General features: G+C 69.4%; 22 protein-coding genes. 12 read left to right on the top strand and 10 right to left on the bottom strand.

Annotation, left to right across the window (positions count from 1 at the left end):
• The first annotated feature begins 44 nt into the window (after positions 1 to 44).
• The 3 genes from cobT to cobC are packed head-to-tail and all read left to right on the top strand — an operon-like array spanning position 45 to position 2,435.
• The gene (gene cobT, locus KVT39_RS20030) at positions 45 to 1,100 is read left to right on the top strand and encodes a nicotinate-nucleotide--dimethylbenzimidazole phosphoribosyltransferase (RefSeq protein ID WP_105393088.1); all 1,056 of its coding nucleotides are present in this window, start codon (positions 45 to 47) and stop codon (positions 1,098 to 1,100) included.
• Positions 1,090 to 1,866 (top strand): adenosylcobinamide-GDP ribazoletransferase, encoded by a 777-nt coding sequence (locus KVT39_RS20035; protein WP_217590041.1) that lies wholly within the window; start codon positions 1,090 to 1,092, stop codon positions 1,864 to 1,866. Before cobT ends, KVT39_RS20035 begins: the two co-directional genes overlap by 11 nt.
• Positions 1,851 to 2,435 carry an alpha-ribazole phosphatase gene (cobC, locus tag KVT39_RS20040; protein WP_217590042.1) on the top strand — a complete coding sequence of 195 codons (585 nt, stop codon included), beginning with the start codon at positions 1,851 to 1,853 and terminating at the stop codon, positions 2,433 to 2,435. The genes KVT39_RS20035 and cobC overlap by 16 nt, the downstream gene beginning before the upstream one ends.
• 104 nt (positions 2,436 to 2,539) lie before the next feature.
• Here cobC and KVT39_RS20045 read toward each other — a convergent pair whose 3' ends face one another.
• Genes KVT39_RS20045 through cobU form a run of 4 tightly spaced genes read right to left on the bottom strand, consistent with a single transcriptional unit; the run spans position 2,540 to position 5,958 of the window.
• Entirely contained in the window at positions 2,540 to 3,457 is a 918-nt protein-coding gene (locus KVT39_RS20045) for a cobalamin-binding protein (RefSeq protein ID WP_217590043.1), read from the bottom strand.
• On the bottom strand, positions 3,454 to 4,473 hold the full coding sequence (gene cobD / locus KVT39_RS20050; protein ID WP_217590044.1) for a threonine-phosphate decarboxylase CobD: 1,020 nt from the start codon (positions 4,471 to 4,473) through the stop codon (positions 3,454 to 3,456). The genes KVT39_RS20045 and cobD overlap by 4 nt, the downstream gene beginning before the upstream one ends.
• Complete coding sequence (gene cbiB, locus KVT39_RS20055; RefSeq protein ID WP_217590045.1) at positions 4,466 to 5,410, bottom strand: adenosylcobinamide-phosphate synthase CbiB; 945 nt, start codon at positions 5,408 to 5,410, stop codon at positions 4,466 to 4,468. The genes cobD and cbiB overlap by 8 nt, the downstream gene beginning before the upstream one ends.
• Entirely contained in the window at positions 5,404 to 5,958 is a 555-nt protein-coding gene (gene cobU, locus KVT39_RS20060; RefSeq protein WP_034179404.1) for a bifunctional adenosylcobinamide kinase/adenosylcobinamide-phosphate guanylyltransferase, read from the bottom strand. Before cobU ends, cbiB begins: the two co-directional genes overlap by 7 nt.
• A 75-nt stretch (positions 5,959 to 6,033) precedes the next feature.
• Between cobU and KVT39_RS20065 the strand changes: the two genes are divergently transcribed.
• The 4 genes from KVT39_RS20065 (at position 6,034) to KVT39_RS20080 (ending at position 9,120) form a co-directional block, all read left to right on the top strand.
• Positions 6,034 to 7,536 (top strand): cobyric acid synthase, encoded by a 1,503-nt coding sequence (locus KVT39_RS20065; RefSeq protein ID WP_034178762.1) that lies wholly within the window; start codon positions 6,034 to 6,036, stop codon positions 7,534 to 7,536.
• A gap of 83 nt (positions 7,537 to 7,619) precedes the next feature.
• Positions 7,620 to 7,760, top strand: coding sequence for a hypothetical protein (locus tag KVT39_RS20070; RefSeq protein ID WP_217590046.1), 141 nt, complete (start codon positions 7,620 to 7,622; stop codon positions 7,758 to 7,760).
• A 150-nt stretch (positions 7,761 to 7,910) separates the two neighbouring features.
• A complete protein-coding gene (locus KVT39_RS20075) occupies positions 7,911 to 8,324 on the top strand; it encodes a DoxX family protein (RefSeq protein ID WP_034178761.1) in 414 nt (137 codons plus the stop codon).
• Between the two features lie 136 nt (positions 8,325 to 8,460).
• Entirely contained in the window at positions 8,461 to 9,120 is a 660-nt protein-coding gene (locus tag KVT39_RS20080) for a ParA family protein (protein WP_034178760.1), read from the top strand.
• Between the two features lie 140 nt (positions 9,121 to 9,260).
• On the opposite strand, the gene panD is transcribed toward KVT39_RS20080, so the two are convergent.
• The 4 genes from panD to KVT39_RS20100 form a co-directional block, all read right to left on the bottom strand.
• A complete protein-coding gene (gene panD, locus KVT39_RS20085) occupies positions 9,261 to 9,647 on the bottom strand; it encodes an aspartate 1-decarboxylase (RefSeq protein ID WP_031398432.1) in 387 nt (128 codons plus the stop codon).
• Between the two features lie 44 nt (positions 9,648 to 9,691).
• Positions 9,692 to 10,531: a pantoate--beta-alanine ligase gene (gene panC, locus KVT39_RS20090; protein ID WP_034178759.1), complete on the bottom strand. Its 840-nt coding sequence runs from the start codon at positions 10,529 to 10,531 to the stop codon at positions 9,692 to 9,694.
• 270 nt (positions 10,532 to 10,801) lie between these two features.
• Positions 10,802 to 11,674 (bottom strand): ScpA family protein, encoded by an 873-nt coding sequence (locus tag KVT39_RS20095; RefSeq protein ID WP_034178758.1) that lies wholly within the window; start codon positions 11,672 to 11,674, stop codon positions 10,802 to 10,804.
• A 4-nt stretch (positions 11,675 to 11,678) separates the two neighbouring features.
• On the bottom strand, positions 11,679 to 11,867 hold the full coding sequence (locus KVT39_RS20100; protein WP_034178757.1) for a DUF3460 family protein: 189 nt from the start codon (positions 11,865 to 11,867) through the stop codon (positions 11,679 to 11,681).
• A gap of 252 nt (positions 11,868 to 12,119) precedes the next feature.
• On the opposite strand from KVT39_RS20100, the gene KVT39_RS20105 reads away from it, so the two are divergent.
• Together KVT39_RS20105 and KVT39_RS20110 are read left to right on the top strand one after the other, a co-directional pair.
• Complete coding sequence (locus KVT39_RS20105) at positions 12,120 to 13,934, top strand: autotransporter assembly complex family protein (protein WP_217590047.1); 1,815 nt, start codon at positions 12,120 to 12,122, stop codon at positions 13,932 to 13,934.
• A 28-nt stretch (positions 13,935 to 13,962) separates the two neighbouring features.
• Positions 13,963 to 18,009 (top strand): translocation/assembly module TamB domain-containing protein, encoded by a 4,047-nt coding sequence (locus tag KVT39_RS20110; RefSeq protein WP_217590048.1) that lies wholly within the window; start codon positions 13,963 to 13,965, stop codon positions 18,007 to 18,009.
• Positions 18,010 to 18,104: 95 nt separating this feature from the next.
• Here the strand turns inward: KVT39_RS20110 and metG are convergent, their stop codons facing one another.
• Positions 18,105 to 20,258, bottom strand: coding sequence for a methionine--tRNA ligase (gene metG / locus KVT39_RS20115; RefSeq protein ID WP_034178754.1), 2,154 nt, complete (start codon positions 20,256 to 20,258; stop codon positions 18,105 to 18,107).
• 372 nt (positions 20,259 to 20,630) lie between these two features.
• A complete protein-coding gene (locus tag KVT39_RS20120; protein ID WP_034178753.1) occupies positions 20,631 to 21,275 on the bottom strand; it encodes an OmpA family protein in 645 nt (214 codons plus the stop codon).
• 349 nt (positions 21,276 to 21,624) lie between these two features.
• Here KVT39_RS20120 and apbC point away from each other — a divergent pair, with 349 nt between their 5' ends.
• From apbC to dcd, 3 genes are all read left to right on the top strand, one after another.
• The gene (apbC, locus tag KVT39_RS20125; protein WP_034178752.1) at positions 21,625 to 22,716 is read left to right on the top strand and encodes an iron-sulfur cluster carrier protein ApbC; all 1,092 of its coding nucleotides are present in this window, start codon (positions 21,625 to 21,627) and stop codon (positions 22,714 to 22,716) included.
• A 133-nt stretch (positions 22,717 to 22,849) separates the two neighbouring features.
• Entirely contained in the window at positions 22,850 to 23,386 is a 537-nt protein-coding gene (gene sodC, locus KVT39_RS20130) for a superoxide dismutase [Cu-Zn] (RefSeq protein WP_034178751.1), read from the top strand.
• A 195-nt stretch (positions 23,387 to 23,581) separates the two neighbouring features.
• Positions 23,582 to 24,151, top strand: a complete 570-nt coding sequence (dcd, locus tag KVT39_RS20135; RefSeq protein ID WP_006398615.1) for a dCTP deaminase — start codon at positions 23,582 to 23,584, stop codon at positions 24,149 to 24,151.
• The last annotated feature ends 39 nt before the right edge of the window (positions 24,152 to 24,190 follow it).

Here is a 24,190-nt window from a genome sequence, read left to right on the forward strand (position 1 = left end):
TTTCCGATGCGCGGCGCAGGCCGCGCCAACGACACGGCTTCCCGATGACGACTCCGACCCACTTCCCGCCCGCGATCGCGCCGCTCGACGACGCGCTGCGCAAGCGCCTGCAGCATGTGATCGACCACAAGACCAAGCCGCCCGGCAGCCTCGGCCAGCTCGAAGCGCTCGCGCTGCAGATCGGCCTGATCCAGCGCACCGAGCGTCCGACCGTGCAGCGCCCCGTGATGATCGTGTTCGCAGGCGATCACGGGATCGCGGCCGAGGGCGTGAGTCCTTACCCGCAAGCGGTGACCGCGCAGATGGTTGCGAACTTCCTGGCCGGCGGCGCGGCGATCAACGCGTTCTCGGGCGTCGCGCAGAGCACGCTCGAGATCGTCGATGCGGGCGTTGCGTCGCCGCTACCGCTGTCCGACCGGCTGGTGTCGCTGCCGGTCGCGCGCGGCACGCGCAACTTCGCGGCGGAGCCGGCGATGACGCGCGACGAGGCGATGACGGCGCTCGCGGCCGGCGCGGCGCGCGTGCGCCTGCACGCGTCGCTCGGCACGAACGTGATCGGCTTCGGCGAGATGGGAATCGCGAACACGTCGTCGGCCGCGTGCCTGATGAGCCGCCTGCTCGACGTGCCGATCGACGCGTGCGTCGGGCGCGGCACGGGCCTCGACGATCAGGGCCTCGCGCACAAGCGCGCGGTGCTCGGCCGCGCGCTCGTCAAGCACTCGCACGCGATCGCGCCGCTCGACGTGCTCGCGACGTTCGGCGGCTTCGAGATCGCGATGATGACGGGCGCGTATCTCGCGGCCGCGAGCGAGCGGATGACGATCCTCGTCGACGGCTTCATCGCGACGGCCGCGCTGCTCGTCGCCGAGCGCATCGCGCCCGGCGTGCGCGACTACTGCGTGTTCTCGCATACGTCGCACGAGGCCGGGCACCGGCGCATGCTCGAGCATTTCGGTGCGAAGCCGCTGCTCGCGCTCGACCTGCGGCTCGGCGAAGGCACGGGCGCGGCGCTCGCGCTGCCGCTCGTGCGTGCGGCGGCCGCGTTCCTCAGCGAGATGGCGAGCTTCGAGTCTGCCGGCGTCGACGATCGTGACGCCTGATCGCGGGCCCGGCGTGCGTGCCGAACTGCGCTACTTCTTCGTCGCGCTCGGCTACTTCACGCGCGTGCCCGTGCCGCGCGCGATCGGCTATGCGGCCGGCGATCTCGACCAGGCCGCGCGCTATTTCCCGCTCGTCGGCGCATGCGTCGGCGCGTGGGGTGCGCTCGTCTATCTCGCCGCGCTGCGCGTGCTGCCCGCGTCGATCGCGGTCGGGCTGTCGATGGCTGCGACGCTGCTCGCGACCGGCGCATTCCACGAGGACGGCCTCGCCGACAGTTGCGATGCGTTCGGCGGCGGCTATACGCGCGACGACGTGCTGCGCATCATGCACGACTCGCGGATCGGCACGTTCGGCGCGGTCGCGCTCGTGATCGCGCTCGGCCTGAAATGGCAGGCGCTCGCGGCGATGCCGCCGCTGCGCGCCGCGTGGACGATGATCGCCGCGCATGCGGCGAGCCGCGCGGCGGCCGTCAGCCTGCTGATGTCGCTCGACTATGTGCGGCCCGAAGGCAAGGCGAAGCCGGTCGCGCAACGGATGGGTGCACGCGCGGCGTGCGTCGCGGCGGTATTCGGGTTGCCGTGGCTGTTCTGGCCGGACTGGCGCATGGGTGTCGCCGCGAGCGCCGCGCTCGTGCTCGTGCGCGCGTGGGCGGCCCGCTACTTCGTGAAACGGATCGGCGGTTATACGGGCGACTGTCTCGGCTTCGCGCAGCAACTGAGCGAACTGGCGATCTATCTCGTGGTGCTCGGATGGACGTCGTCCTGATCCGTCATCCGGCCGTCGCCGTCGAGCCGGGCATGTGTTACGGACGCAGCGACGTGCCGCTCGCCGCGCCGGCCGACGCCGGCGCGCATGCCGTGCGTGCGCATCTGTCGGCTCTCGGCGCGCCGCCGCCCGAACAGCTCTGGACGAGCCCGCTGACGCGATGCGCGTCGATCGCCGAACGGCTCGCGCACGCATTCGAAGTGCCGCTGCAGCGCGATGCCGGCTGGCAGGAAATGGATTTCGGCGCGTGGGAAATGCGGCGCTGGGACGATATCGACCGTGCGGCGCTCGATGCGTGGGCGGCCGACCTGATGCATGCGTGCGCGCATGGCGGCGAAAGCGTCGCGCGGTTCGCCGCGCGGGTTGCACGGCGGGCCGATGCGGTGATGCAGGCCGATCGGCCGCAATGGGCGGTCACGCATGCGGGCGTGATCCGCGCGTTCGCATCGCATGTGTTGCGTGTGCCGCTCGATACGCTGCTGTCGCGGCCGGTGCCGACAGGCGGTGTCGTCTGGTTGCGTGCGGATGATGCGGCGCGAACATGGGAAGTCGTGCACTGGGATGAATAGGCTCGCTCGCGTCTGCATGTGAACGACACGACGCGCGGTCGAACCATCTCAAGCACCGGACGCAGCAGAGGCAGGTGCGCGGCCAACGCGCAAGTCAGTGGAAATCAGCGCGCCGGCCGGCGCGCACGCGCAGCATCGAGATCCTCGCACAGCGCGGCCGCACCCTGCGCGATCCGCGGCGACGGCCGCGTCAACAGATCGCCGTCGATCGCGAACAGGTTGTTGCGCGCCACGGCCGTCAGCGCGGGCCACGCGCGCCAGCGTGCAAGGCTCGGCAGCGGTTCGTTCGAGCGCGTCGCGCCGGCGCTCGTCGTCACGATCGCTTCCGGATTCGCGGCGAGCACGGCCTCGTCGGTGACGCTCGGCGCGAGCGGCTTGAGCGACGCGAACACGTTGCGGCCGCCGCATAGTGCGATCACGTCGTTGACCAGGTGCGCGCCGTTGAGCGTCGTCAGCGGGCGGTCCCAGACCTGGAAGAACATCGTGACGGGCGGCCGCGCGGCGTAGCGTGCACGCAGCGTCGCGATGTCGTGCGCAAAGGACGCCGCGGCCGCATCGGCTGCCGGCTGCGTGCCGAGCAGCGTGCCGAGCCGGCGCAGCGACGACGACACATCGTCGAGATGTTTAGGTTCACTGAAGAACAGCGGGATATGCAGCGCGCGCAGCGCGTCGGTCTGCCGTTCGGCGTTGCCGTGACGCCAGACGACGATCAGGTCCGGCTTCAGCGCTGCGATCCGCTCGAGGTCGAGCGCCTTGTTGTCGCCGACGCGCGGCACCGCTTGCGCGGCGGGCGGATAGTCGCTGTACGTGACGGTGCCGACGAGCTTCGCGCCGCCGCCGGCCGCGTAGACGAGCTCGGTCGCGTGCGGTGCGAGGCTGATCACGCGCTGCGCGGGCGCGGGCAGCGTAACCGTATTGCCGGCGTCGTCGCGTGTCGTGACATCGGCATGGACGAGCGGTGCATGAGCGAGCGCGGCCAGTGTCGCGACCGGCGTCAGCCGGCGGAACCTGCGTGGGCTCATGCGGATTCCTGTTGCAGCGTCGGCACGCAGTGCGCGAGCGCATCATCGAGGCGCTGCCACTCGGCTTCGCTGCCCGGCAGGCCGATGCGCACGCTCGACGGCTTCGCGAAGTATCGCGTCCAGATCCCGCGTGCCGCGAGCGCCGCATGCAGCGCCGCGGCGCGCGTGTCGTCGGTCCAGCTGAACAGCGGTGTCGCGCGAACCGCGAAGCCGTGCGCGCGCAGCAGTGCGGCCAGCCGCTCGCCGTCAGCCGCGAGCCGTTCGCGGGCGGCAGCCTGCCATGCGCGATCGGCGAACGCCGCCGCGACCGCGTGACGCGCGGGGCCGCCGACCGTCCATGCGCCGAGCATGTCGCGCAGCGCGACGATCCGTTCGGGGCATGCGAGCACGAAGCCCGCGCGGATACCGGCGAGACCGAAGAACTTGCCGACCGAGCGCAGCACGACGAGCCCGGGCCGATTAACCTGCGGCGCGAGCGATTGCGTCGCGCCCGTATCGGCGAACGCCTCGTCGACGGTCAGCGTGCCGCCGCGCGCCGCCAACTGCGCATGCCAGCCGAGCAGGCGCTCGGCCGGCACGAATTCGGCGGTCGGGTTGTTCGGATTCCCGACGATGACGTGGCGCAGCGTCACCGGCAGCGTATCCGTGCCGATGTCGAGCGGAACGACGCGATGGCCGTGACGCGCGAACGCGGGCGCGTATTCGCCGTACGCGAGCGACGCGACGCCGGCGTCGCCGGCCGGCAGCAACGCGGGCAATGCGCGGATCGCGGCCTGGCTGCCGGCGACCGGCAGCACGTGCGCGGAATCGGGTGCGTGGTAGTACTGCGCGGCGCACGCCGCGAGGCCGTCGCCGTCGTCGGGCAGCCGCCGCCACGCGTCGGCCGGGACGGGCGGCACCGGAAAGCCGACTGGATTGATGCCGGTCGACAGATCGAGCCACGCGTCGTACGGAATGTCGTGGCGGCGTGCGGCTTCATGCAGGTTGCCGCCGTGCGCGATGCGTGTATCAGACATGATGGGTAGCCATGACGAGAGCGCCGCTCGCGACCAGCAGCGCGAGCCACAGTGCGAGCGTGCGTGTGACGAGCGACAGCGCGGCGACGACGTGGACGGCGGTCGCCGGTGCGCCGGTGCCGAGCGCCGGACGATCCTCGATTTCACCGTGATAGACGGCCGGGCCGCCGAGCTGCACGTTCAGGCTGCCCGCGCCCGCGGCCATCACCGGGCCCGCGTTCGGGCTGTCCCAGTGGCGCGCCTGCGTGCGCCAGCAGCGCCATGCGGCGGCCGTGTCGCCGAGCAGCGCGTAGCTCGCGGCCGTGAGGCGCGCGGGAATCCAGTTCATCGCGTCGTCGAGGCGCGCGGCGGCCCAGCCGAAGGTCAGGAAGCGCGGCGTGCGGTAGCCCCACATCGCGTCGAGCGTGTTCGCGAGCCGGAACAGCAGCGCGCCGGGGCCGCCCGCGACGACGAACCAGAAGAGTGCGCCGAAGATCGCGTCGTTGCCGTTCTCGAGCGCCGATTCGACGGCCGCGCGCGACAATGCGCCTTCGTCGGCGTCGCTCGTGTCGCGCGACACGATGCGCGCGGTCAACTTACGCGCGGCGTCGAGGTCGCGCCGCAGCAGCGCCGCTGCGATCGGCGCGACGTGGTCGGCGAGGCTTTTCGCGCCGAGCGCGAACCACAGCAGCGTGACGTGCAGCGCGGCCGCGAGCGGCCACGGCAGCACGGCCACGAGCCATGCGGCGACGGCCACCGGCGGCACGACGGCCGCGGCCCACGCGGCGACACCGACCACGCGGCCGCGTCGGCCCCTATTCAGAGCGCCTTCGATGCGCGCGGCAAGCCGGCCGAACGCGACGAGCGGATGCCAGCCGGCGGGTTCGCCGATCGCGCGGTCGACGATCGCGGCCGCGACCGCAAGCATCGCGACGACGGGCAGCGACAGCATCAGCATGACGGCGCTCCCGTCTTGAGGTCGAGCGGCAGCCCGGCGACGAGCAGCGTCACGCGCGTCGCGAGCGCGGCGACGCGCTGGTTCAGGCGCCCGAGTTCGTCGACGTAGCGGCGCGTGACCGACCCGAGCGGCACGACGCCGAGCCCGATCTCGTTGCTGACGACGATCACCTTCGCGCGCGCGCCGCGCAATGCATGTTCGAGCCGCTCGACCTGCGCCGCGTACTGCGCATCGTCGAGCGGTTCGCCGTCGGCCGGGCACAGCAGGTTCGTGAGCCACAGCGTCAGGCAGTCGACCAGCAGGCATGCGTGCGGATCGTCGAGCCGCGCGAGCGTGCCGGCGAGGTCGACGGGCGCGTCGGCGAACCCCCATTCGGCCGGCCGGCGCGCGCGATGATGCGCGATGCGCTGCGCGAATTCGGCATCGGCGGCGGTCGCGGTCGCGATGTAGGTGACGGGGCGGCCGCTGTCGGCGGCGAGCCGCTCGGCATACGCGCTCTTGCCCGAGCGCGCGCCGCCGAGGACGAAGGTGAGGTCGTGCGGAATCATCGCGTGATTGTAACGGCGCACGCGTACCGGCGCGGGCGATAATGCGGTCTTTGCTTCGCGACGACCTTTAACACGATGAATGCACCCGAGCCGCGGCCGCGCGGTACGCTGATGATCCAGGGCACGACGTCCGACGCGGGCAAGAGCACGCTCGTCGCGGGCCTGTGCCGCCTGGCGCGCCGTGCCGGCGCGCGCGTTGCGCCGTTCAAGCCGCAGAACATGGCGCTCAACAGCGCGGTGACGGCCGACGGCGGCGAGATCGGCCGCGCGCAGGCGCTGCAGGCGCTGGCCGCGGGCGTCGCGCCGCATACGGATTTCAACCCCGTGCTGCTGAAGCCGACGAGCGATCGCGGCGCGCAGGTGATCATTCACGGCAAGGCGCGGTTGAACCTCGACGCGCGTGCATATCACGACTACAAGCCGGTCGCGTTCGACGCGGTGCTCGAGTCGTACGCGCGCTTGCGCGCCGGTTACGACACGGTGATCGTCGAAGGCGCCGGCAGCCCGGCCGAGATCAACCTGCGCGACGGCGACATCGCGAACATGGGCTTTGCCGAACGCGTCGACTGCCCGGTCGTGCTCGTCGCCGACATCGACCGCGGCGGCGTGTTCGCGCACCTGGTCGGCACGCTCGCGTGCCTGTCGGACAGCGAGCGTGCGCGCGTGCGCGGCTTCGTGATCAACCGTTTCCGCGGCGACGTCAAGCTGCTCGAACCGGGGCTCGACTGGCTGCGTGCGCAGACCGGCAAGCCGGTGTTCGGCGTGCTGCCGTACCTGCACGGGCTGCTGCTCGATGCGGAGGACATGCTGCCCGCGCAGGCGCGCAGCGCCGCCGTACGCGGCGACGCCGGCGTACTGCGCGTCGTCGTGCCCGCGCTGCCGCGCATCAGCAACCACACCGATTTCGATCCGCTGCGCGCGCATCCGCAGGTCGAGTTCACGTACTGGAAGAGCGGTCCGGTGCCGGATGCCGACCTGCTGATCCTGCCCGGTTCGAAGAGCGTGCAGCGCGATCTCGAATGGCTGCGCGACGCGGGCTGGGACGCGATGATCCGTCGTCACCTGCGCTACGGCGGCAAGGTGATCGGCATCTGCGGCGGGATGCAGATGCTCGGCCGCACGCTGGACGATCCGCTCGGCCTCGAAGGCGCGCCCGGCAGCGTGCCGGGGCTCGGGCTGCTCGATTTCGACACGACGCTGCAGCCCGACAAGACGCTGAAGAACGTGACCGGGCATCTCGCGCTGCCGGGCGGGGCCGCCGTGCGCGGCTACGAGATCCACATGGGCGACACGCGCGGGCCCGCGCTCTCCGCGCCCGCGCTGGCGCTGGCAGCCGACGCCGCGCAGGACGGCGCGCGCCCGGACGGCGCGGTTTCGGCCGACAACCAGATCCTCGCGACCTACGTGCACGGGCTGTTCGATGCGCCCGACGCGTGCGCGGCGCTGCTCGCGTGGGCCGGGCTCGACGGCGCGGAGCGCATCGACTATCCGGCGCTGCGCGAAGCATCGCTGGAGCGGCTGGCCGATACGTTCGCCGAACATCTCGACCTCGACGCGCTGTACGCCGAGTTTCGCTGAAGCGGCGCCGGGCCGCCCTCGCTTTTTCCGCCGGATCGCGTACAACACAAGGAGGGCGGAGGTCCGCCTGGAGGAGTGCGACGATGAAGGTTCGATGGTGGTGGAGCGTGCTGCTCGCGGCGCTGCTGGGCGCATCGGCGGTTGCACACGCGTGCGATTCGTACGCACCGGGCGGCAGCCAGTCCGGGTCCGGCGACGCCACACAAGGCAAAAGCGGGTACTGACGCAGGTATCGGGGCATGATCGATCATGCCCCTTTTTATGGCCTTATTCGTTCCTGTTGGGAATCAGTTAAAGCGAATTGGCGTGTTTATCGGCTGAATCTATTCGAATAGAGTGCGATCCATTCTGATCCACTCACGAAGGAATCCGCCATGAACCCCAATCGCCTGAACGATTTTGCCGCGACGCTGCTGCGCGTCGCGCTCGGCGTGCTGTACCTCGCGCACGTCGCGCAGAAGGTGTTCGTCTTCACGCTGCCCGGCACCGCGCAGTTCTTTGCGTCGATCGGCCTGCCGGGCTGGCTCGCATACCTGACGACGTTCGTCGAACTGGCCGGCGGCCTGGCGCTGCTCGCGGGTTTCCGCGTGCGGGTCGCCGCGCTCGCGCTGCTGCCGTTCATGCTCGGCGCGACGGCCGCGCATCTGCCGAACGGCTGGAGCTTCTCGTCGCCGCACGGCGGCTGGGAATATCCGGCGTTCTGGGCCGTCACGCTTGCCGTGCAGGCGCTGCTGGGCGGCGGCGCGTTCGCGATCGGCGTCCGGGAGGCCGCGGTTCAGCGCGTGTAAGGAAGTATCAGGGGCGCGCGGTTCGGCGCAACCCGTTCCGGTGATCCCCCGTTTGCCGATATCATCGCTCCCTGTATCCGCAATCGAGCGGCGCCAGCCATGCGGCCGGCGCCGCGTGGCTTTTTCGGGGGAATTCATGACGGTGATCGTGGTGGCGAATCCGAAGGGCGGCGTGGGGAAGAGCACGCTGTCCACCAATCTTGCCGGCTATTTCGCGGCGCAGGGCGCGTGGGTCGCGCTCGCCGACCTGGACCGGCAGCAGTCCGCGCATGCGTGGCTCGACCTCCGGCCGGCCGGCTTGCCGGCGATCGAGTCGTGGGATCTCGATCCGGACGCGCCGTCGAAGCCTCCGCGCGGCCTCGAATACGCGGTGATCGATACGCCGGCCGGCCTGCACGGCAACCGGCTCGGCGTCGCGCTGCAACTGGCCGACAAGGTGATCGTGCCGCTGCAGCCGTCGATGTTCGATATTCTCGCGACCCAGCAGTTTCTGGAGCGCCTCGCCGGCGAAAAGGCCGTGCGCAAGGGCGGCGTCGAGGTCGGGATCGTCGGGATGCGGGTCGATGCGCGCACGCGCTCGTCGGACCAGCTGCACCGCTTCGTCGAAGGGCTCGGCCTGCCGGTGCTCGGCTACGTGCGCGACACGCAGAACTACGTGCAGATCGCCGCGCACGGCCTCACGCTGTGGGACGTCGCGAAGAGCCGGGTCGAAAAGGATCTCGAACAGTGGCGGCCGATCGTCGAATGGGCCGAGCGCAGTGCGCCGAAGGCGGAGAAGGCCGCCAAGGCGTCCTGATCCGATCGCGCGGCCACGAGGCCGGCGCGCGCCGAAATGAGAAAGGGCCGGATTCCGTGTCGCACGGGATCCGGCCCTTCGACCGCAGGCGGCGCAGCCGCTCCCGCGCGCCACGGCACGCGGGCGGCCGGTCAGTCAGGTTACGTCCAGTTCTGCGTCGGCACGTGATCGCGGTGGCCCTTGATCTTGTTGCCGTCGTCGATGAACACGAGCTTCGGCTTCCAGCCGGCCTGCAGTTCGGCCTCGTCGACCATCGCGAACGCCGCGATGATCACGAGGTCGCCGAGCTGCGCACGGCGCGCGGCCGAGCCGTTCAGCGAGATCATCCCGCTGCCGCGCTCGCCCTTGATCGCGTACGTCGAGAAGCGCTCGCCGTTGTTGATGTTCCAGATGTCGATCCGTTCGTTTTCGACGATGTTCGACGCTTCGAGCAGGTCTTCGTCGATCGCGCACGAGCCTTCGTAGTGCAGCTCGCAGTGCGTGACTGCCGCGCGGTGGATCTTCGATTTGAGCATGTGGCGCTGCATGGTGTCTCCGTGATGCGTCGTGAGAGGCGCGGGCGGGCGGCCCGTCAGATTTCCAGGTTGTCGATGAGGCGCGTCGCGCCGAGCTTCGCGGCCGCGAGCACGACGAGCGGCTCGCCGGCTTCGAGTTCGGCGGCGCTCGGCGCGATCAGGTTCGCGCGGCGGCGGATCGACAGGTAGTCGGGCGCCCAGCCGCGCTCGGCCAGGTGCGTGCGAGCCTGCTGCTCGAGCTTGCCGAGGTCGCGCTCGCCGCCGAGCACGCTTTCGCGCATGCGCTGCAGCGTCTTCGCGAGTTCGGGCGCTTCCCGGCGCTCGTCGGCCGACAGGTAGCGGTTGCGCGACGACAGCGCGAGGCCGTCCTCGTCGCGCACGGTTTCGGCCGCGATGATGTCGACCGGCAGCGCGAGCTGCTGGCACATGCGGCGCACGATCATCAACTGCTGGTAGTCCTTCTTGCCGAACACGGCGACGCGCGGCTGCACGCAGGCCATCAGCTTCGACACGACCGTGCACACGCCGGTGAAGAAGCCGGGCCGGAATTCCCCTTCTAGGATCCCGCCGAGATCGTCCGGCGGCAGCACGCGGTATTCCTGCGGTTCCGGGTACATGTCGCGCTCGGTCGGCGCGAACAGCACGTAGACGTTTTCCTTCTGCAGCTTCTCGATATCGTCCTGCAGCGTGCGCGGGTATTTGTCGAAATCCTCGTTCGGGCCGAACTGCAGCCGGTTGACGAAGATGCTCGCCACGACCGGGTCGCCGTGCTGGCGCGCGAGGCGCATCAGCGACAGGTGCCCTTCGTGCAGGTTGCCCATCGTCGGCACGAACGCCGTGCGGTTCTGTCCGCGCAGCTGGTCGCGCAGTTCCTGGATCGAGCTGATGACTTTCATGATCGGGTAGCGGGTTCCTCGCGCATGCGCGCGTTGGCGCCGCGGCAGCGGCGTCGGGGTCGAAGCGGAGAACGCCGGCGCGCGGGCGGCGCATCGGGCGTCGGCGGATTGTAGAGGATTTGGCCGCCAAACGCATCGAAAAGAGAACGATCGTTCACTTTTTAATCGGGCGTGCCGGAAACGAGCCGCGGCTTGGGCTGCGGCCACCCGCCGCGGCGACGCGGCGAGCGTCGGGGTGAATCGGGAGAACGGGAAGGGCGGGCGCGGGCCTTAAGCAGGCAGGTACGCGAGGCGCACGTAGATCGGCGCGAAAGGCTCGGGCTGCGTGATCTCGACGAGCGATTCGCGCGCGAGTTCGAGCATCGCGATGAAGTTCACGACGACGACCGGCACGCCGCGCGACGTGTCGAACAGGTCGGCGAACTCCATGAAGCGCGCGTTCTGCAGCCGGCGCAGGATCAGGCTCATGTGTTCGCGCACCGACAGTTCCTCGCGGGAGATCTTGTGGTGCTGGACGAGCTTCGCGCGCTTGAGCACGTCGGCCCACGCGGCGCGCAGGTCGTCGGAGTTCACGTCGGGGAAGCGCGGCGTGATGCTTTGCTCGATGTAGACCTCGGCGCGCAGGAAGTCGCGGCCGAGCTGCGGCAATTGGTCGAGGCGCTGCGCGGCGAGCTTCATCTGCTCGTATTCGAGCAGGCGGCGCACGAGTTCGGCACGCGGATCTTCCGCTTCGTCGCCGGTGTCGGCCTTCTTGACCGGCAGCAGCATCCGCGACTTGATCTCGATCAGCATCGCGGCCATCAGCAGGTATTCGGCGGCCAGCTCGAGGTTCGACGTGCGGATCTGGTCGACATAACCCAGATATTGCGCGGTGACCTGCGCCATCGGGATGTCGAGCACGTTGAAGTTCTGCTTGCGGATCAGGTACAGCAGCAGGTCGAGCGGGCCTTCGAACGTCTCGAGGAAGATCTCGAGCGCGTCGGGCGGGATGTAGAGATCCTGCGGCAGCTTGAAGAGCGGCTCGCCGTACAGGCGAGCGAACGCCGCGACACCGTCGACCGTGTCGGGCGTCGAATCGGCGCCCGCGGGCGCGGCGATCGCGTCGTCCTGCCGGGCGGCGCTGGCCTCGTCGGCGGCGCTCACGTCGTCAGAAGTTCTGGTAGTAGACGTACGACGTTTGCTTCACGCGCGATTCCTGTTGGTCGGCGCGCTCTTCGAGGTCGATCGGCTGCTTGTCCCACAGCAGCGAACGGCCCTTGCGCTGCTCTTCCTCGAGCGTCGGCTTCTGCTGCTTGAGCTGGTTCAGGAACTGCGTGACGTCGGACTGGTACGGCATGGCTGGATTTTCCGTTTCGGGCGGCGCACGATGCGCCGGATTCGCGTTGGCGGGATTTTACCGCATCGCGGGAACGCCCGGCGCCAATCGCGCGTCGAATCCGCGGGCCCGCACCTGCGGCGACGCGGCCCGGGCCCGTGCGCGCGTCGTTGCGCGCAAGCGTCAAAGCCTCGCTCGTGCGGGCATGGCCGCTGCCCTGTGGTCAAATACAGGGTTTCCACGAAACCGTGACAACCGAGGGCGAGGTCATATTTGGCGGGGCAGTCGAACCAGCAAGCACACATGGCGCATGACCCGGGCCCGCGCGCGGCACGCAATCGCGCCGGCGCCGCGGCCCGCGCCGCACGGGCGGCCCTCGCGGGTTGCATGGCCGCGTTCTTCGCGTTGCCGGCCCATGCGAAGTACGACGTCGACATCGATGCGCCGCGCTCGGTCCGCAAGCTGCTCAAGTCGCATCTCGATATTGCGCGCTTCGCGAAGCGCGACGACATCAGCGAAGACCAGTTCGACTTCCTCGTGACCGCCACCCCGCAGCAGGTGCGCGACCTGACCGCGACGGCCGGTTATTTCTCGCCGGTCGTGCGCACCGACGTGCGTATGCGCGACGGCAAGCGCGACGTGCGCATCGCGGTCGATCCGGGGCCGCAGACCGTCGTGTCGACGGTCGACCTGACGTTCAAGGGCCCCGTCGACACCGAAGATCCGAAGCAGGAGGCCGCGACCCGCTTCGCGTTCTCGCTGAAGCCGGGCGACCCGTTCACGCAGTCCGACTGGGACGGCGCGAAGGGCGCGGCGCTCAGGCAACTGCAGTCGCGCCGCTATCTCGGCGCGAAGATCACGTCGTCCGAGGCGCGCGTCGATCCGCGCACGCAGCGCGCGACGCTCGCGGTCACGTTCGACAGCGGGCCGACGTTTACGATCGGCAAGGTCGATGTCGACGGCGTGCGCCGCTATCCGGAGAAGATCGTCACGAACGTCAATCCGCTGTCGGAAGGCGAGATCTACGACGTGCAGCGGATCACCGAATTGCAGCGGCAGTTGCAGAACACGCCGTACTACGCGAGCGTCGCGATCGACGTCGGCGACGATACGACGAAGCCCGAACGCACGCCCGTGCACGTGAAGGTCAGCGAGTTCCCGTACAACAACATCCGCGGCGGCGTCGGTTATGCAACCGACACGGGCCCGCACGTGCAGGGCTCCTATACGTATCTCGACACGTTCGGCGCCGCGTGGCCGCTGACCGTGTCGGGCCGGCTCGACCAGATCCAGCAGTACGGGCAGGTTCAGCTGTCGATGCCGCCGGGCGAGAAAGGGTGGACCAACAGCGTGCTCGCGTCGTATACGAACACCAACGTGTCGGACACGCGCATCTACAGCGCGCGGGTCGGCGTGCAGCGCACGCGCACGGGCCAGTTCATCGACTATGCGTATTCGCTGATGTTCTACCAGGACCGGCTCGACCAGAACGGCGCGGGGCCGACCACGAGCCGCGCGCTCGTGCCGCAATGGGCCTGGACGCGCCGCAACGTCGACGATCCGCTGTTTCCGCGCTCGGGCAACCTGATCCACGCGGAGGCCGGCTTCGCGATCAAGGGCGTGGCGACCGACCAGACTTTCATCCGCGGCTACGCGCGCGGCCAGCAGTATTTGCCGATCGGCAAGCGCGACCTGTTCGTGTTCCGCGCGGAGCTCGGCGGCGTGTTCACGAGCGGCAGCTCGACCGGCGTGCCGGCGTCGCTGCTGTTCCGCGCGGGCGGCTCGAACTCGGTGCGCGGTTACGGTTACCAGAGCATCGGCAACAGCGTCGCCGGCTCCGTGTTGCCGACCAAGTACCTGATGACGGGCACCGCCGAATACCAGCACTGGTTCAACCGCGACTGGGGCGCCGCGACGTTCTTCGACATCGGCACCGCGACCGATGCGTGGGGCGAGAAAGTGTTTTATCCGGGCGTCGGCATCGGCGCGCGCTGGCGCAGCCCGGTCGGCCCGATCAACGTCGACGTCGCGTACGGGTTGCGCAACCACAGCGTGCGCCCGTACCTGACGCTCGGCATCGCTTTCTGAACGTACCGCTTCATCCACGACGAACCGCATGACGAAGGACCCGAACGACACGCCGCCGCCTCACGATCCGGACTCGCCCGACGGCGCGCCCGACGCACCGCCGCGCGCGCCGCGCCGCGGCCGCGCGATGCGCGTCGTCGCGTGGACGCTCGCGACGGCCGTGCTGCTCGTCGTGCTGGCTGCCGGGCTCGTGCTGGCCGCGGCGACGACCGAGCGCGGCACGCGGCTCGCATGGCAGGTGGCCGGGCGCGTGCTCGGCGCACGGCTCGCGGGCACGCTCGAAGGCGGCTCGCTTGCGACCGGCGTGCGGTTGCGAGGCTTCGCGTGGACCAGCCCCGACGGCACCGGCACCGAGGTCCGCATCGACCGGCTCGACGGCCGCTGGGAATTGACCCGCGCGCCGTGGCGGCTGTCCATCGCCTATCTTCGCGCGGGCACGATCGACGTGCGGATCGCGCCGGGGCCGTCGACGCCGAGCACGACGCCGCAGGATCTGAGCCTGCCGCTGCAGTTGCGGATCGACGATCTGCGCGTCGATCACCTCGCGATTCACGAAGGCGGTTCGACGACGCAGCTCGACCATCTCGCGCTGAACGGCCGCAGCGACGGCCGTCATCATGAACTCGTGCTCGGCGGCGTCGATACGCCGTACGGCGCGCTGACCGCGCACGCGAAGCTCGACGGCGCGAAGCCGTTCGCGCTGACGGGCGAAGCTACCTACTCGGGCAAGCTATCCGACGAGCCGGTCGACGCGCGGGCCCGCGTGTCCGGTTCGCTCGAGGCGCTCGTCGCCGACGTCGACGCGAGCGGGATGAAGCTGAGCGGGCGCGCGCACGTCGAGGCCGCGCCGTTCGGTGCGGTGCCGCTCACGCGCGCGTCGCTCGCGTTCGATCACGTGAACCCGCAGGCGCTCGCACCCGGCGCGCCGGCCGCCGATCTCGCGGTGCGCGCGGAACTCGCGCCCGTGACCGCACCGGCCGGCGCCGCGCCGGCGAAGGGTTTCGCGGTGACGGGCCCCGTGTCGATCGTCAACGCGAAGCCCGGTACGCTCGGCGACCACCTGCTGCCGGTGATCGATGCGCACGCGAACGTGCATCTCGACGCGCACGCACAGCGGATCGACGATCTCGCGCTGAAACTGATCCGCGACGGCAGCGTGACGGGCAACGGCACGCTGACGGGCGGCAAGGGCCGCTTCGACCTGAAGGTCGCGAACCTCGACCTGAACGCATTCGTCGCCGAGTTGCGGCCGATGCGCCTGGGCGGCCCGGTCGGCGTGACGCTCGCGGGCGACGTGACGACCGTCGATTTCGACCTGACCGACCCGAAGCTCGCGCTCGGCGCGCGCGCGAAGGTCGCGCTGACGCCGCAGCAGACCGTGCTGACCGACGCGCGCGTGACGGCGGCCAAGGGCCGTATCGACCTGACGGGCGTGTTCCGCCACGACGCGCATTCGAGCTACGACGCGAAGGCGACGCTGACGGCGTTCGATCCGCTGCTGCTCGCCGCGATGAGGGCGCCGAAGGCTGGTGGCGGCAAGGCGACCGCCACGGCAAAGGCGAAGGCGCCGGCCACGCGCGGCGAGACGCGCGTGTCGGGCACGCTGACCGCGTCGGGCGCGTTTGCGCCGCAGGTGTCGACGAAGGCGGCCTTCAAGCTCGGCGACAGCCTGTACGACGGCGTGCCGCTGACCGGTGCCGGCGTCGTGCAGCTCGCCGGCTCGCGGATCCTGCCGAGCAATGCGAACCTGTCGATCGCGGGCAACCACGTCGATTTGCGCGGCAGCTTCGGCGCGCCCGGCGACCGGCTGCGCTTCGTCGTCGACGCGCCGCAGCTCGACCGGCTCGGCTTCGGCGTGGAAGGGCTCGTGCAGGCGCAGGGCGACCTGACCGGCAGCTTCGCGCATCCGAACGTGACGGCCACTTACAAGGCCGAGCGCGTCGTCGTCGGATCGAACCGGATCGGCGCCGCGCAGGGCCGCGCGGACATCCGCGACGGCGCGCACGGCGCACTCGTGTTCACGGCCGATGCGGCCGACATCGCGCTCGGCTCGCTGAAGCTGAAATCGCTGCGCGCGAATCTGAACGGCACGCGCGCGAAGCACACGCTCGACGCATCGGCGGTCGGGACGACCGGCGGCCGCGTGATCGACGTGACGCTCGCGGCGAACGGCGGCGTGGTCGAGAACCGCGACGGAATGCGCTGGGACGGCACCGTCACGCGCCTTGCGAACCGCGGCACGCCGGCCGTCGCGCTGCAGGCGCCGCTCACCGTGTCGGCCGGCGCCGGCCGCGTGACGCTCGGCGCGACGCGGCTCACGCTCGAAGGCGCGGCGATCGACCTGAAGTCGTTCGTGTTCGATCACGGCCAGATGCGCTCGGCGGGCTCGGTGAGAGGCGCATCGGTCGCACGCTTCTTCGAGGTCCGCCAGGAGCTGACGGGCCAGCGGCCGCCGGTGCGTACCGACGTCGTGCTCGATGCCGACTGGGATTTCTCGCTCGGCGCGAACGCGACGGGCTACGTGCAGGTGAAGCGCCGCGGCGGCGACGTGACGATCGAGAGCGGGCGCGGCATCGCGTCGCTCGGGCTGACCGACCTGTCCGCGCGCGCGAGCTTCGCGCCCGGCAACCGGCTCAACGTGACGGCGCTTGCGAAGGCGAACCGGATCGGCACGCTCGATGCGAACGTCACGGTGCCGTTCGCGCTGCGCGACGGCATGTTCGGGGTCGTCGACGACGGCCCGCTGTCGGGCCGCATCGACGCCGACATTCCGTCGCTGAAAGCGACCGGCAACCTGTTCGGGCCGAGCTACCTGCTCGGCGGGCGCGCGGCGCTGAAGCTGACGGTCGCCGGCACGCCGGTGAAGCCGAACCTGTCGGGGATGCTGACGGGCGACGACCTGTCCGCGACGCTCGTCGACCAGGGCGTGCAGTTGAAGGACGGCATCGTGCGCGTGAAGCTCTCGGAAAACCTCGTCGAATTCCAGCAGGTCGAGTTCCACGGCGGCGACGGCACGCTGCGCGCGCTCGGCCGCGTGCGCCTCGACGGCGAGGCGCCCGACCTGACCGCGAGCATCGTCGCGGACAAGCTCGAACTGTTCGCGGCGCCGGACCGCAAGCTGTCGCTGTCGGGCAAGGCGACGGTCGCGAACGACGGGCCGCGCGGCGCGCTGTCGATCGACGGCAAGTTCGTCGTCGACCGCGCGCTGTTCGACCTGCCCGAGGAATCGGCGCCGCACCTGTCCGACGACGTCGTGATCGTGCAGCCGGACGGCACGGTGCGCGGCGAGACGCCGACCGGCACCGCGGTCGCGAAGCCGCCGCCGGCCACGGACAAGCCGGCGCCGTCGCTCGCGCCGCGCGCGAACATCGACATCGGCCTCGGCAACAACTTCCGCTTCAAGGGCCACGGCGCGGATCTCGGGCTGCGCGGCACGATCACCGTGATGAGCGCGCCCGGCGTGCCGCTGCGCGCGGTCGGCAACGTGCGCGTGACCGAAGGGTCGACTTACACGTCGTTCGGCCGCAAGCTCGCGGTCGAGAACGGCTTCTTCACGTTCAACGGGCCCGTGTCGAACCCGGGCGTCAACATCCTCGCGATGCGGCGCAACCAGGAGGTCGAGGCCGGCGTGCAGGTGACGGGCACGATCCAGTCGCCGACGGTCAAGCTCGTGTCGGAGCCGAACGTCACCGACAACGAGAAGCTGTCGTGGCTGCTGTTCGGGCACGGCACCGACCAGGGCAACAACGTCGGCCAGCAGGGCGCGATGACGGCCGCGCTCGCGCTGCTCGGCAGCGCGACTGGCAAGCGCGTCGCGCAGACCATCGGCCTCGACGAATTCTCGATCGGCCGCAGCGACGTCGGCCTGACCGATCCGCAAGTCGTGCAGGTGTCGAAGGCGATCAACGAGCGCTTCGTGCTCGGCTACGAGCAGGGGCTGCAGTCGGCCAGCAACGCGTTCAAGGCGACGATCAACCTGACGCGCTTCTGGTCGGTGTCCGCGTACGGCGGCACGTTCCAGGGCGTCGACCTGAACTACACGCGGCGCTTCGATCGCTGGTTCGGGCAGCGGTGACGGCGGGCGCGTGTCGCGCCGCGCACATGTAAAAAAGGCCCCGCACGCATCGTGCGGGGCCTTTTTCGTGCAAGCGGCGGCGCGCTCGGCGCGGCTTACTTCACGCGCATGCCGGGCTTCGCGCCGCTGTGCGGCTCGAGGATGTAGAGGCCCGGCTCGGCCTTCTCGTCGGTTGCCGACGCCGCGAGCACCATCCCTTCGGACAGGCCGAACTTCATCTTGCGCGGCGCGAGGTTCGCGACCATCACCGTCAGCTTGCCGACGAGCTGCTCGGGCTGGTACGCGGACTTGATGCCCGAGAACACGTTGCGGGTCTTTTCCTCGCCGATGTCGAGCGTGAGCTGCAGCAGCTTGTCCGAGCCTTCGACGGCCTGGCACGCGACGATCTTCGCGATGCGCAGGTCGATCTTCGCGAAATCGTCGATCGAGATGGGGGCGTCGTCGGCGCCGTTTACGACGGCCGGCTTCGCGTTCGCCTTGGCGTTCTTCGCATCCTTCGAGTCCTTCGCGGCGTTCGCGCTTGCAGCGGCCGCGTCGGCCTGCAGCGAATCGCGGTTCGCGGCGAGCAGCGCGTCGATCTGCTTCGCATCGACGCGCGTCATCAGGTGCTGGTACGCCTTGATCGGCTGTTCCGACGACAGCGGCTTCGCGGCATCGGCCCACGTGAGCGGCGCGATTCCGAAGAACGACTCGACGGATTCGGCGACGCGCGGCATCACCGGCTTCAGCGCGAGCGACAGCAGGCGGAACGCCTCGAGGCTCACGCTGCAGGTTTCATGCAGCGCGACCGCGTTGGCCGGATCCTTTGCGAGCTCCCACGGTTTCGCGCCGTCGACGTACGCGTTCACGTCGTCCGCGAGCTCCATCGTGTGGCGCAGCGCGCGGCTGTATTCGCGTGCTTCGTAGTTCGCGGCGATCGCGGGAATCGCATCTCGCAGCTTCGCGACGAGCGGATGGTTCATCGCGCTGTCCTGCACACGGCCGTCGAAGCGCTTGAGCAGGAAGCCGGCCGCGCGGCTCGCGATGTTCACGTACTTGCCGACGAGGTCGCTGTTCACGCGTGCCTGGAAGTCGTCGAGGTTCAGGTCGATGTCTTCCATCGTCGCGTTCAGCTTCGCGGCGAAGTAGTAGCGCAGCCATTCCGGGTTCAGGCCCGTGTCGATGTAGCTCTGCGCGGTGATGAACGTGCCGCGCGACTTCGACATCTTCGCGCCGTCGACCGTCAGGAAGCCGTGCGCGAACACGTTGGTCGGCGTGCGGTGGCCCGAGAACTCGAGCATCGCGGGCCAGAACAGCGTGTGGAAGTACAGGATGTCCTTGCCGATGAAGTGGTATTGCTCGGCCTTCGAGCCCGCGCGGATCCATGCGTCGAAATCTATGCCGTTGCGGTCGCACAGGTTCTTGAAGCTCGCGTAGTAGCCGACCGGCGCGTCGAGCCACACGTAGAAATACTTGCCGGGCGCGCCCGGGATCTCGAAGCCGAAGTACGGCGCGTCACGCGAGATGTCCCAGTCGGCGAGCTTGGCCTCGCCGGCGTCGCCGAGCCATTCGCGCATCTTGTTGGTCGCTTCGGGCTGCGCGAGGCCGCTCACCCATTCGCGCAGGAACGTCTCGCAGCGCGGGTCGGACAGGCGGAAGAAGTAGTGCTTCGACGTCTTGCGCACCGGCGTCGCGCCCGACACGACCGAATACGGGTTCAGCAGTTCGGTCGGCAGGTAGGTCGAGCCGCACACCTCGCAGTTGTCGCCGTACTGGTCCTTCGCGTGGCACTTCGGGCACTCGCCCTTGATGAAACGGTCCGGCAGGAACATTTCCTTGACGGGGTCGTACGCCTGCTCGATCTCGCGCTCGGCGATCAGCCCGGCTTCCCGCAGCGCGAGATAGATCTGCTCGCTCAGCACGCGGTTCTCGTCCGAGTCGGTCGTGTAGAAGTTGTCGAACGACACGCCGAAGCTGTCGAAGTCGCGCTTGTGCTCGGTCCAGACGCGGTCGATCAGCTGCTTCGGGCTCAGGCCTTCCTTCTCCGCGCGCAGCATGACCGGCGTGCCGTGCGTGTCGTCGGCGCCGATGTAGTAGACCTCGTGACCGTGCATTCGCAGCGTCCGCACCCAGATGTCGGTCTGGATGTACTCGACCAGGTGGCCGATGTGGATCTGCCCGTTGGCGTAGGGCAGTGCGGACGTAACGAGGATCTGGCGCGCGCCTTGCGGCGCCGCAGCCTGCACGGAAGTGAGGTCGGTTGCGGACATAAGGTCTGTAGAGGAACGGCGGAAATACGACGGGAAACTGCGATTCTAGCAGGGGCGCGGGCCGGGGAGGCACGGCGCCGCGTGGCGGGCGCTGGAACGGGCGGAGTCGGGCAAACGGCGTGCCCGGCGGTGCTGCTGCGTTGCAGCACGAATTCTGCAGGCAAAAAAAACCGGGGCGGATACGGCCCCGGAGCAACAACGACAAGAGGAGAATGGTGACGCGCCGGCAACTACCAGCCGCGTACCGTAAATACTGACCACGGCCCGCGACGGAAGTTCGAAAATTTTTTCGATTTGTTACCGGCCCCGACGGACGCCTTGTCCGGCGGGGCTGCGCGGGCGGCGTGCCCGCGCCTTCTCCTCGTCGTGCGCTTACTGCGCCTGCGCTGCGCGCAGGTAGATTTCGACGCGGCGGTTCTGTGCGCGGCCGGCTTCGGTCGCGTTGTCCGCGATCGGGTTCGACGGGCCCATGCCCTGCGCCGACAGGCGGCCGGCGTTGACGCCGCGCTGCGCGAGCGCGTTCACGACGCTTTGCGCGCGGTTCTGCGACAGCGTCTGGTTCAGCTGCGCCGAGCCCGTGCTGTCCGTGTAGCCGACGACCGATGCCGTCACTTGCGGGTTCTGGTTCAGCGTCGTCGCCAGGTCGTTCAGCAGCGGCGTGAATGCCGGCGTGATCGCGTACTGGTTCGTCGCGAACGTCACCGAGCTCGGTACGTTCAGCTTCAGCGAGCCGTCCGGCTGCTCGGTCACCTGCGTGCCCGTCTTCGCTGCCGACGGCGCGAGCTTGTTCCTGATCGCCTGCCAGTTGTAACCCGTCACGCCGCCGACCAGCGCGCCGACGCCCGCGCCGATCGCCGCGCCCTTGCCGCCGCCAGCCAGAGCGCCGATGCCTGCACCCAGCGCCGCACCCGTGCCGGTACCGACGGCCGTGTTGGTGCCTTGCGGCGATGCGCAGCCGGCCAGCACTGCACCGGCCAGGGCGAAGACGGACAGGCGAGTCGCGATTTTCATGTTCATCTTGGATTCCTCTCTTGGTTGAACGAGTCGACAACGACAACTACAGTTACGGCTCCCCGCACAGGCCGCCCGAAAAAGGAGGGCGGGCCTGGCGCTAGCGGCAGCCGCCGAGGCGGTTGCATGCCCTGTCCGTCAACATGGCTGTTCGGACAGCGCGACGCGTCAGCCTCTACAATATAGGCGGTTAGTGGCCGATTTGGCCCCATAGCGTGCCGCACGCGAAGAGTGCGCCGGGTCGCGCGTTCGCGCAATGGCATGCAACAGATTCTTTCACTTTTCCCGATTTTCGCAGCGTAATTTGATATTTTTTGACGTTTGCGCGCGAGAAAAACGTTTTCACGGAGTTTCGATGAGCATTGACCGGGCACAAGTCGACGCCGCACTGGCGGCTGTCGTCGACCCCAATACCGGCCGGCCGTATGCGGCGAACAAGGGCGTGCGCAACGTCGCGATCGACGGCGATGTCGTGGCGCTCGACGTGGTGCTCGGTTATCCCGCGCGCAGCCAGCACGACGACGTGCGCGCACGCGTCGCGGCAGCGCTCCAGGCCGTGCCGGGCGTGCGCGACGCGCGCGTCGCCGTGTCGCAGGAGATCGTCGCGCACACGGTGCAGCGCGGCGTGAAGCTGCTGCCGAACGTGAAGAACATCGTCGCGGTGGCGTCGGGCAAGGGCGGCGTCGGCAAGAGCACGACGGCCGTGAACCTCGCGCTCGCGCTCGCCGCGGAAGGCGCATCGGTCGGCATTCTCGACGCCGACATCTATGGCCCGTCGCTGCCGACGATGCTCGGCATCCACGGCCAGCGCCCCGAGTCGCCCGACAACCAGTCGATGAACCCGCTCGTCGGCCACGGGCTGCAGGCGAACTCGATCGGCTTCCTGATCGAGGAAGACAACCCGATGGTGTGGCGCGGCCCGATGGCGACCTCCGCGCTCGAGCAGTTGCTGCGCCAGACCAACTGGCGCGAGCTCGACTACCTGATCGTCGACATGCCGCCCGGCACCGGCGACATCCAGCTGACGCTCGCGCAGCGCGTGCCGGTCACGGGCGCGGTGATCGTCACGACGCCGCAGGACATCGCGCTGCTCGACGCGAAGAAGGGCCTGAAGATGTTCGAGAAGGTCGGAATTCCGATCCTCGGCATCGTCGAGAATATGAGCATCCACATCTGCTCGAACTGCGGCCACGAGGAGCACATCTTCGGCGCCGGCGGGGCCGAGCGGATGGCGAAGGACTACGATGTGAACGTGCTCGGCAGCCTGCCGCTCGACATCGCGATCCGCGAGCGGGCCGACAGCGGCACGCCGACGGTCGCGGCCGATCCGGACGGTGCGCTGGCGCGGCGCTACCGCGACATCGCGCGTGGGGTCGCGCTGGCGATTGCCGAGCGCGCGCGCGACATGACGTCGAAGTTCCCGACCATCGTTGTTCAAAATACGTAAAACCCTTGCGGGGCGGGGCCTCACGCTGTTTACGGCGCCGCGAGGCGCGGTATCATGGCGACTTTTCCCGGGTCCCTTTACCCGCCCGGCACGGCCGCCGTGTCAAACGGCCGTCGGCCGGCATGAGGATCGAATGAAACAACGACATCACGGGGTGCGCGCCGGCCGCGCGCGGCACGCGCTGCTGGCCGTCGCCGCGCTGGGCCTGCTGGCCGGCTGCACCTCCTTTTCCTCGTCGCACGAAAAACGGGCCGACGCACAGCTGCAGCCGACGGTCGGCTCGCAGGCGCGCGGCGCGGTGACGTTCGTCGAGCGTCCCGACGGCGTCCAGGTCACCTACAACCTGGTCGGCCTGCCGCCGAACAGCGATCACGCGCTGCAGGTGCACGAGCGCGGCGACTGCAACGCGGGCGACGGCTCGAGCGCCGGCCAGGTGTTCGCGCCGGCCGCCGACCGCCTGCGCGCGGGCGCCCGCGTCGCCGGCGATCTCGGCAACATCCATGCGGATGCGAACGGCGTCGCGGCCGGCTTCATCGTCGCTCCAGATCTGGCCCTCGATGGCGTGCGCTCGGCGATGAGCCGCGCGGCGCTGGTGCACCGCGAGCCGAGCGATCCCGCGTTTCCGCAGCATGGCGCGGGGCCCGCGCTCGCCTGCGGCGTGATCCGCTGACGGCTGCCGCGTGCGCGGGCCGATGATCGCGTAAAATGTCCGCCTTTCCCCGCCGCCGCCTCGTATCGGCGGCTTTCGTTTTCCGTCACGCAGCGTTTCCTGGCGCCCCGATATGACACGACCCCCACGCTCACTTTGTTCGCTGCCCCCCGAGGGGGCGGTCAGCCTCCTTGGGACGGCCCGGCGGAGGCTGACATGAGCATCAAGTCCGACAAGTGGATTCGGCGCATGGCCGAAGAGCACAAGATGATCGAGCCGTTCGTGCCCGATCAGGTTCGCGCGTCCGAGGATGGCCGCCGGATCGTCAGCTACGGCACGTCGAGCTACGGCTACGACATCCGCTGCGCAGACGAATTCAAGATCTTCACGAACATCAACTCGACGATCGTCGATCCGAAGAACTTCGACGAGGGTTCGTTTGTCGATTTCAAGGGCGACGTGTGCATCATCCCGCCGAACTCGTTCGCGCTGGCCCGCACCGTCGAATATTTCCGCATCCCGCGCACCGTGCTGACGGTCTGCCTCGGCAAGTCGACCTATGCGCGCTGCGGGATCATCGTCAACGTGACGCCGTTCGAGCCCGAGTGGGAAGGCTACGTCACGTTGGAATTCTCGAACACCACGCCGCTGCCCGCGAAGATCTACGCGAACGAAGGCGTCGCGCAGGTGCTCTTCTTCGAGAGCGACGAAGTGTGCGACGTGTCGTACGCCGATCGCGGCGGCAAGTATCAGGGGCAGCGCGGTGTCACGCTGCCGAAAACCTGATCTGGTTGCATATCGTCTCACCAGTTTCCGGGTGACCGC

The organism is Burkholderia sp. GbtcB21, from assembly GCF_019091065.1.
Classification (GTDB): domain Bacteria; phylum Pseudomonadota; class Gammaproteobacteria; order Burkholderiales; family Burkholderiaceae; genus Burkholderia; species Burkholderia pyrrocinia_C.

What these genes read in the sequence shown, in the direction of transcription:
- cobT (WP_105393088.1), top strand. Translation starts at nt 45, where the DNA reads ATGACGACTCCGACCCACTTCCCGCCCGCGATCGCGCCGCTCGACGAC.
- cobC (WP_217590042.1), top strand. Translation starts at nt 1,851, where the DNA reads ATGGACGTCGTCCTGATCCGTCATCCGGCCGTCGCCGTCGAGCCGGGC.
- KVT39_RS20045 (WP_217590043.1), bottom strand. Translation starts at nt 3,457, where the DNA reads ATGAGCCCACGCAGGTTCCGCCGGCTGACGCCGGTCGCGACACTGGCC.
- cobD (WP_217590044.1), bottom strand. Translation starts at nt 4,473, where the DNA reads ATGTCTGATACACGCATCGCGCACGGCGGCAACCTGCATGAAGCCGCA.
- cbiB (WP_217590045.1), bottom strand. Translation starts at nt 5,410, where the DNA reads ATGCTGATGCTGTCGCTGCCCGTCGTCGCGATGCTTGCGGTCGCGGCC.
- cobU (WP_034179404.1), bottom strand. Translation starts at nt 5,958, where the DNA reads ATGATTCCGCACGACCTCACCTTCGTCCTCGGCGGCGCGCGCTCGGGC.
- KVT39_RS20065 (WP_034178762.1), top strand. Translation starts at nt 6,034, where the DNA reads ATGAATGCACCCGAGCCGCGGCCGCGCGGTACGCTGATGATCCAGGGC.
- KVT39_RS20070 (WP_217590046.1), top strand. Translation starts at nt 7,620, where the DNA reads ATGAAGGTTCGATGGTGGTGGAGCGTGCTGCTCGCGGCGCTGCTGGGC.
- KVT39_RS20075 (WP_034178761.1), top strand. Translation starts at nt 7,911, where the DNA reads ATGAACCCCAATCGCCTGAACGATTTTGCCGCGACGCTGCTGCGCGTC.
- KVT39_RS20080 (WP_034178760.1), top strand. Translation starts at nt 8,461, where the DNA reads ATGACGGTGATCGTGGTGGCGAATCCGAAGGGCGGCGTGGGGAAGAGC.
- panD (WP_031398432.1), bottom strand. Translation starts at nt 9,647, where the DNA reads ATGCAGCGCCACATGCTCAAATCGAAGATCCACCGCGCGGCAGTCACG.
- panC (WP_034178759.1), bottom strand. Translation starts at nt 10,531, where the DNA reads ATGAAAGTCATCAGCTCGATCCAGGAACTGCGCGACCAGCTGCGCGGA.
- KVT39_RS20100 (WP_034178757.1), bottom strand. Translation starts at nt 11,867, where the DNA reads ATGCCGTACCAGTCCGACGTCACGCAGTTCCTGAACCAGCTCAAGCAG.
- KVT39_RS20110 (WP_217590048.1), top strand. Translation starts at nt 13,963, where the DNA reads ATGACGAAGGACCCGAACGACACGCCGCCGCCTCACGATCCGGACTCG.
- metG (WP_034178754.1), bottom strand. Translation starts at nt 20,258, where the DNA reads ATGTCCGCAACCGACCTCACTTCCGTGCAGGCTGCGGCGCCGCAAGGC.
- KVT39_RS20120 (WP_034178753.1), bottom strand. Translation starts at nt 21,275, where the DNA reads ATGAACATGAAAATCGCGACTCGCCTGTCCGTCTTCGCCCTGGCCGGT.
- apbC (WP_034178752.1), top strand. Translation starts at nt 21,625, where the DNA reads ATGAGCATTGACCGGGCACAAGTCGACGCCGCACTGGCGGCTGTCGTC.
- sodC (WP_034178751.1), top strand. Translation starts at nt 22,850, where the DNA reads ATGAAACAACGACATCACGGGGTGCGCGCCGGCCGCGCGCGGCACGCG.
- dcd (WP_006398615.1), top strand. Translation starts at nt 23,582, where the DNA reads ATGAGCATCAAGTCCGACAAGTGGATTCGGCGCATGGCCGAAGAGCAC.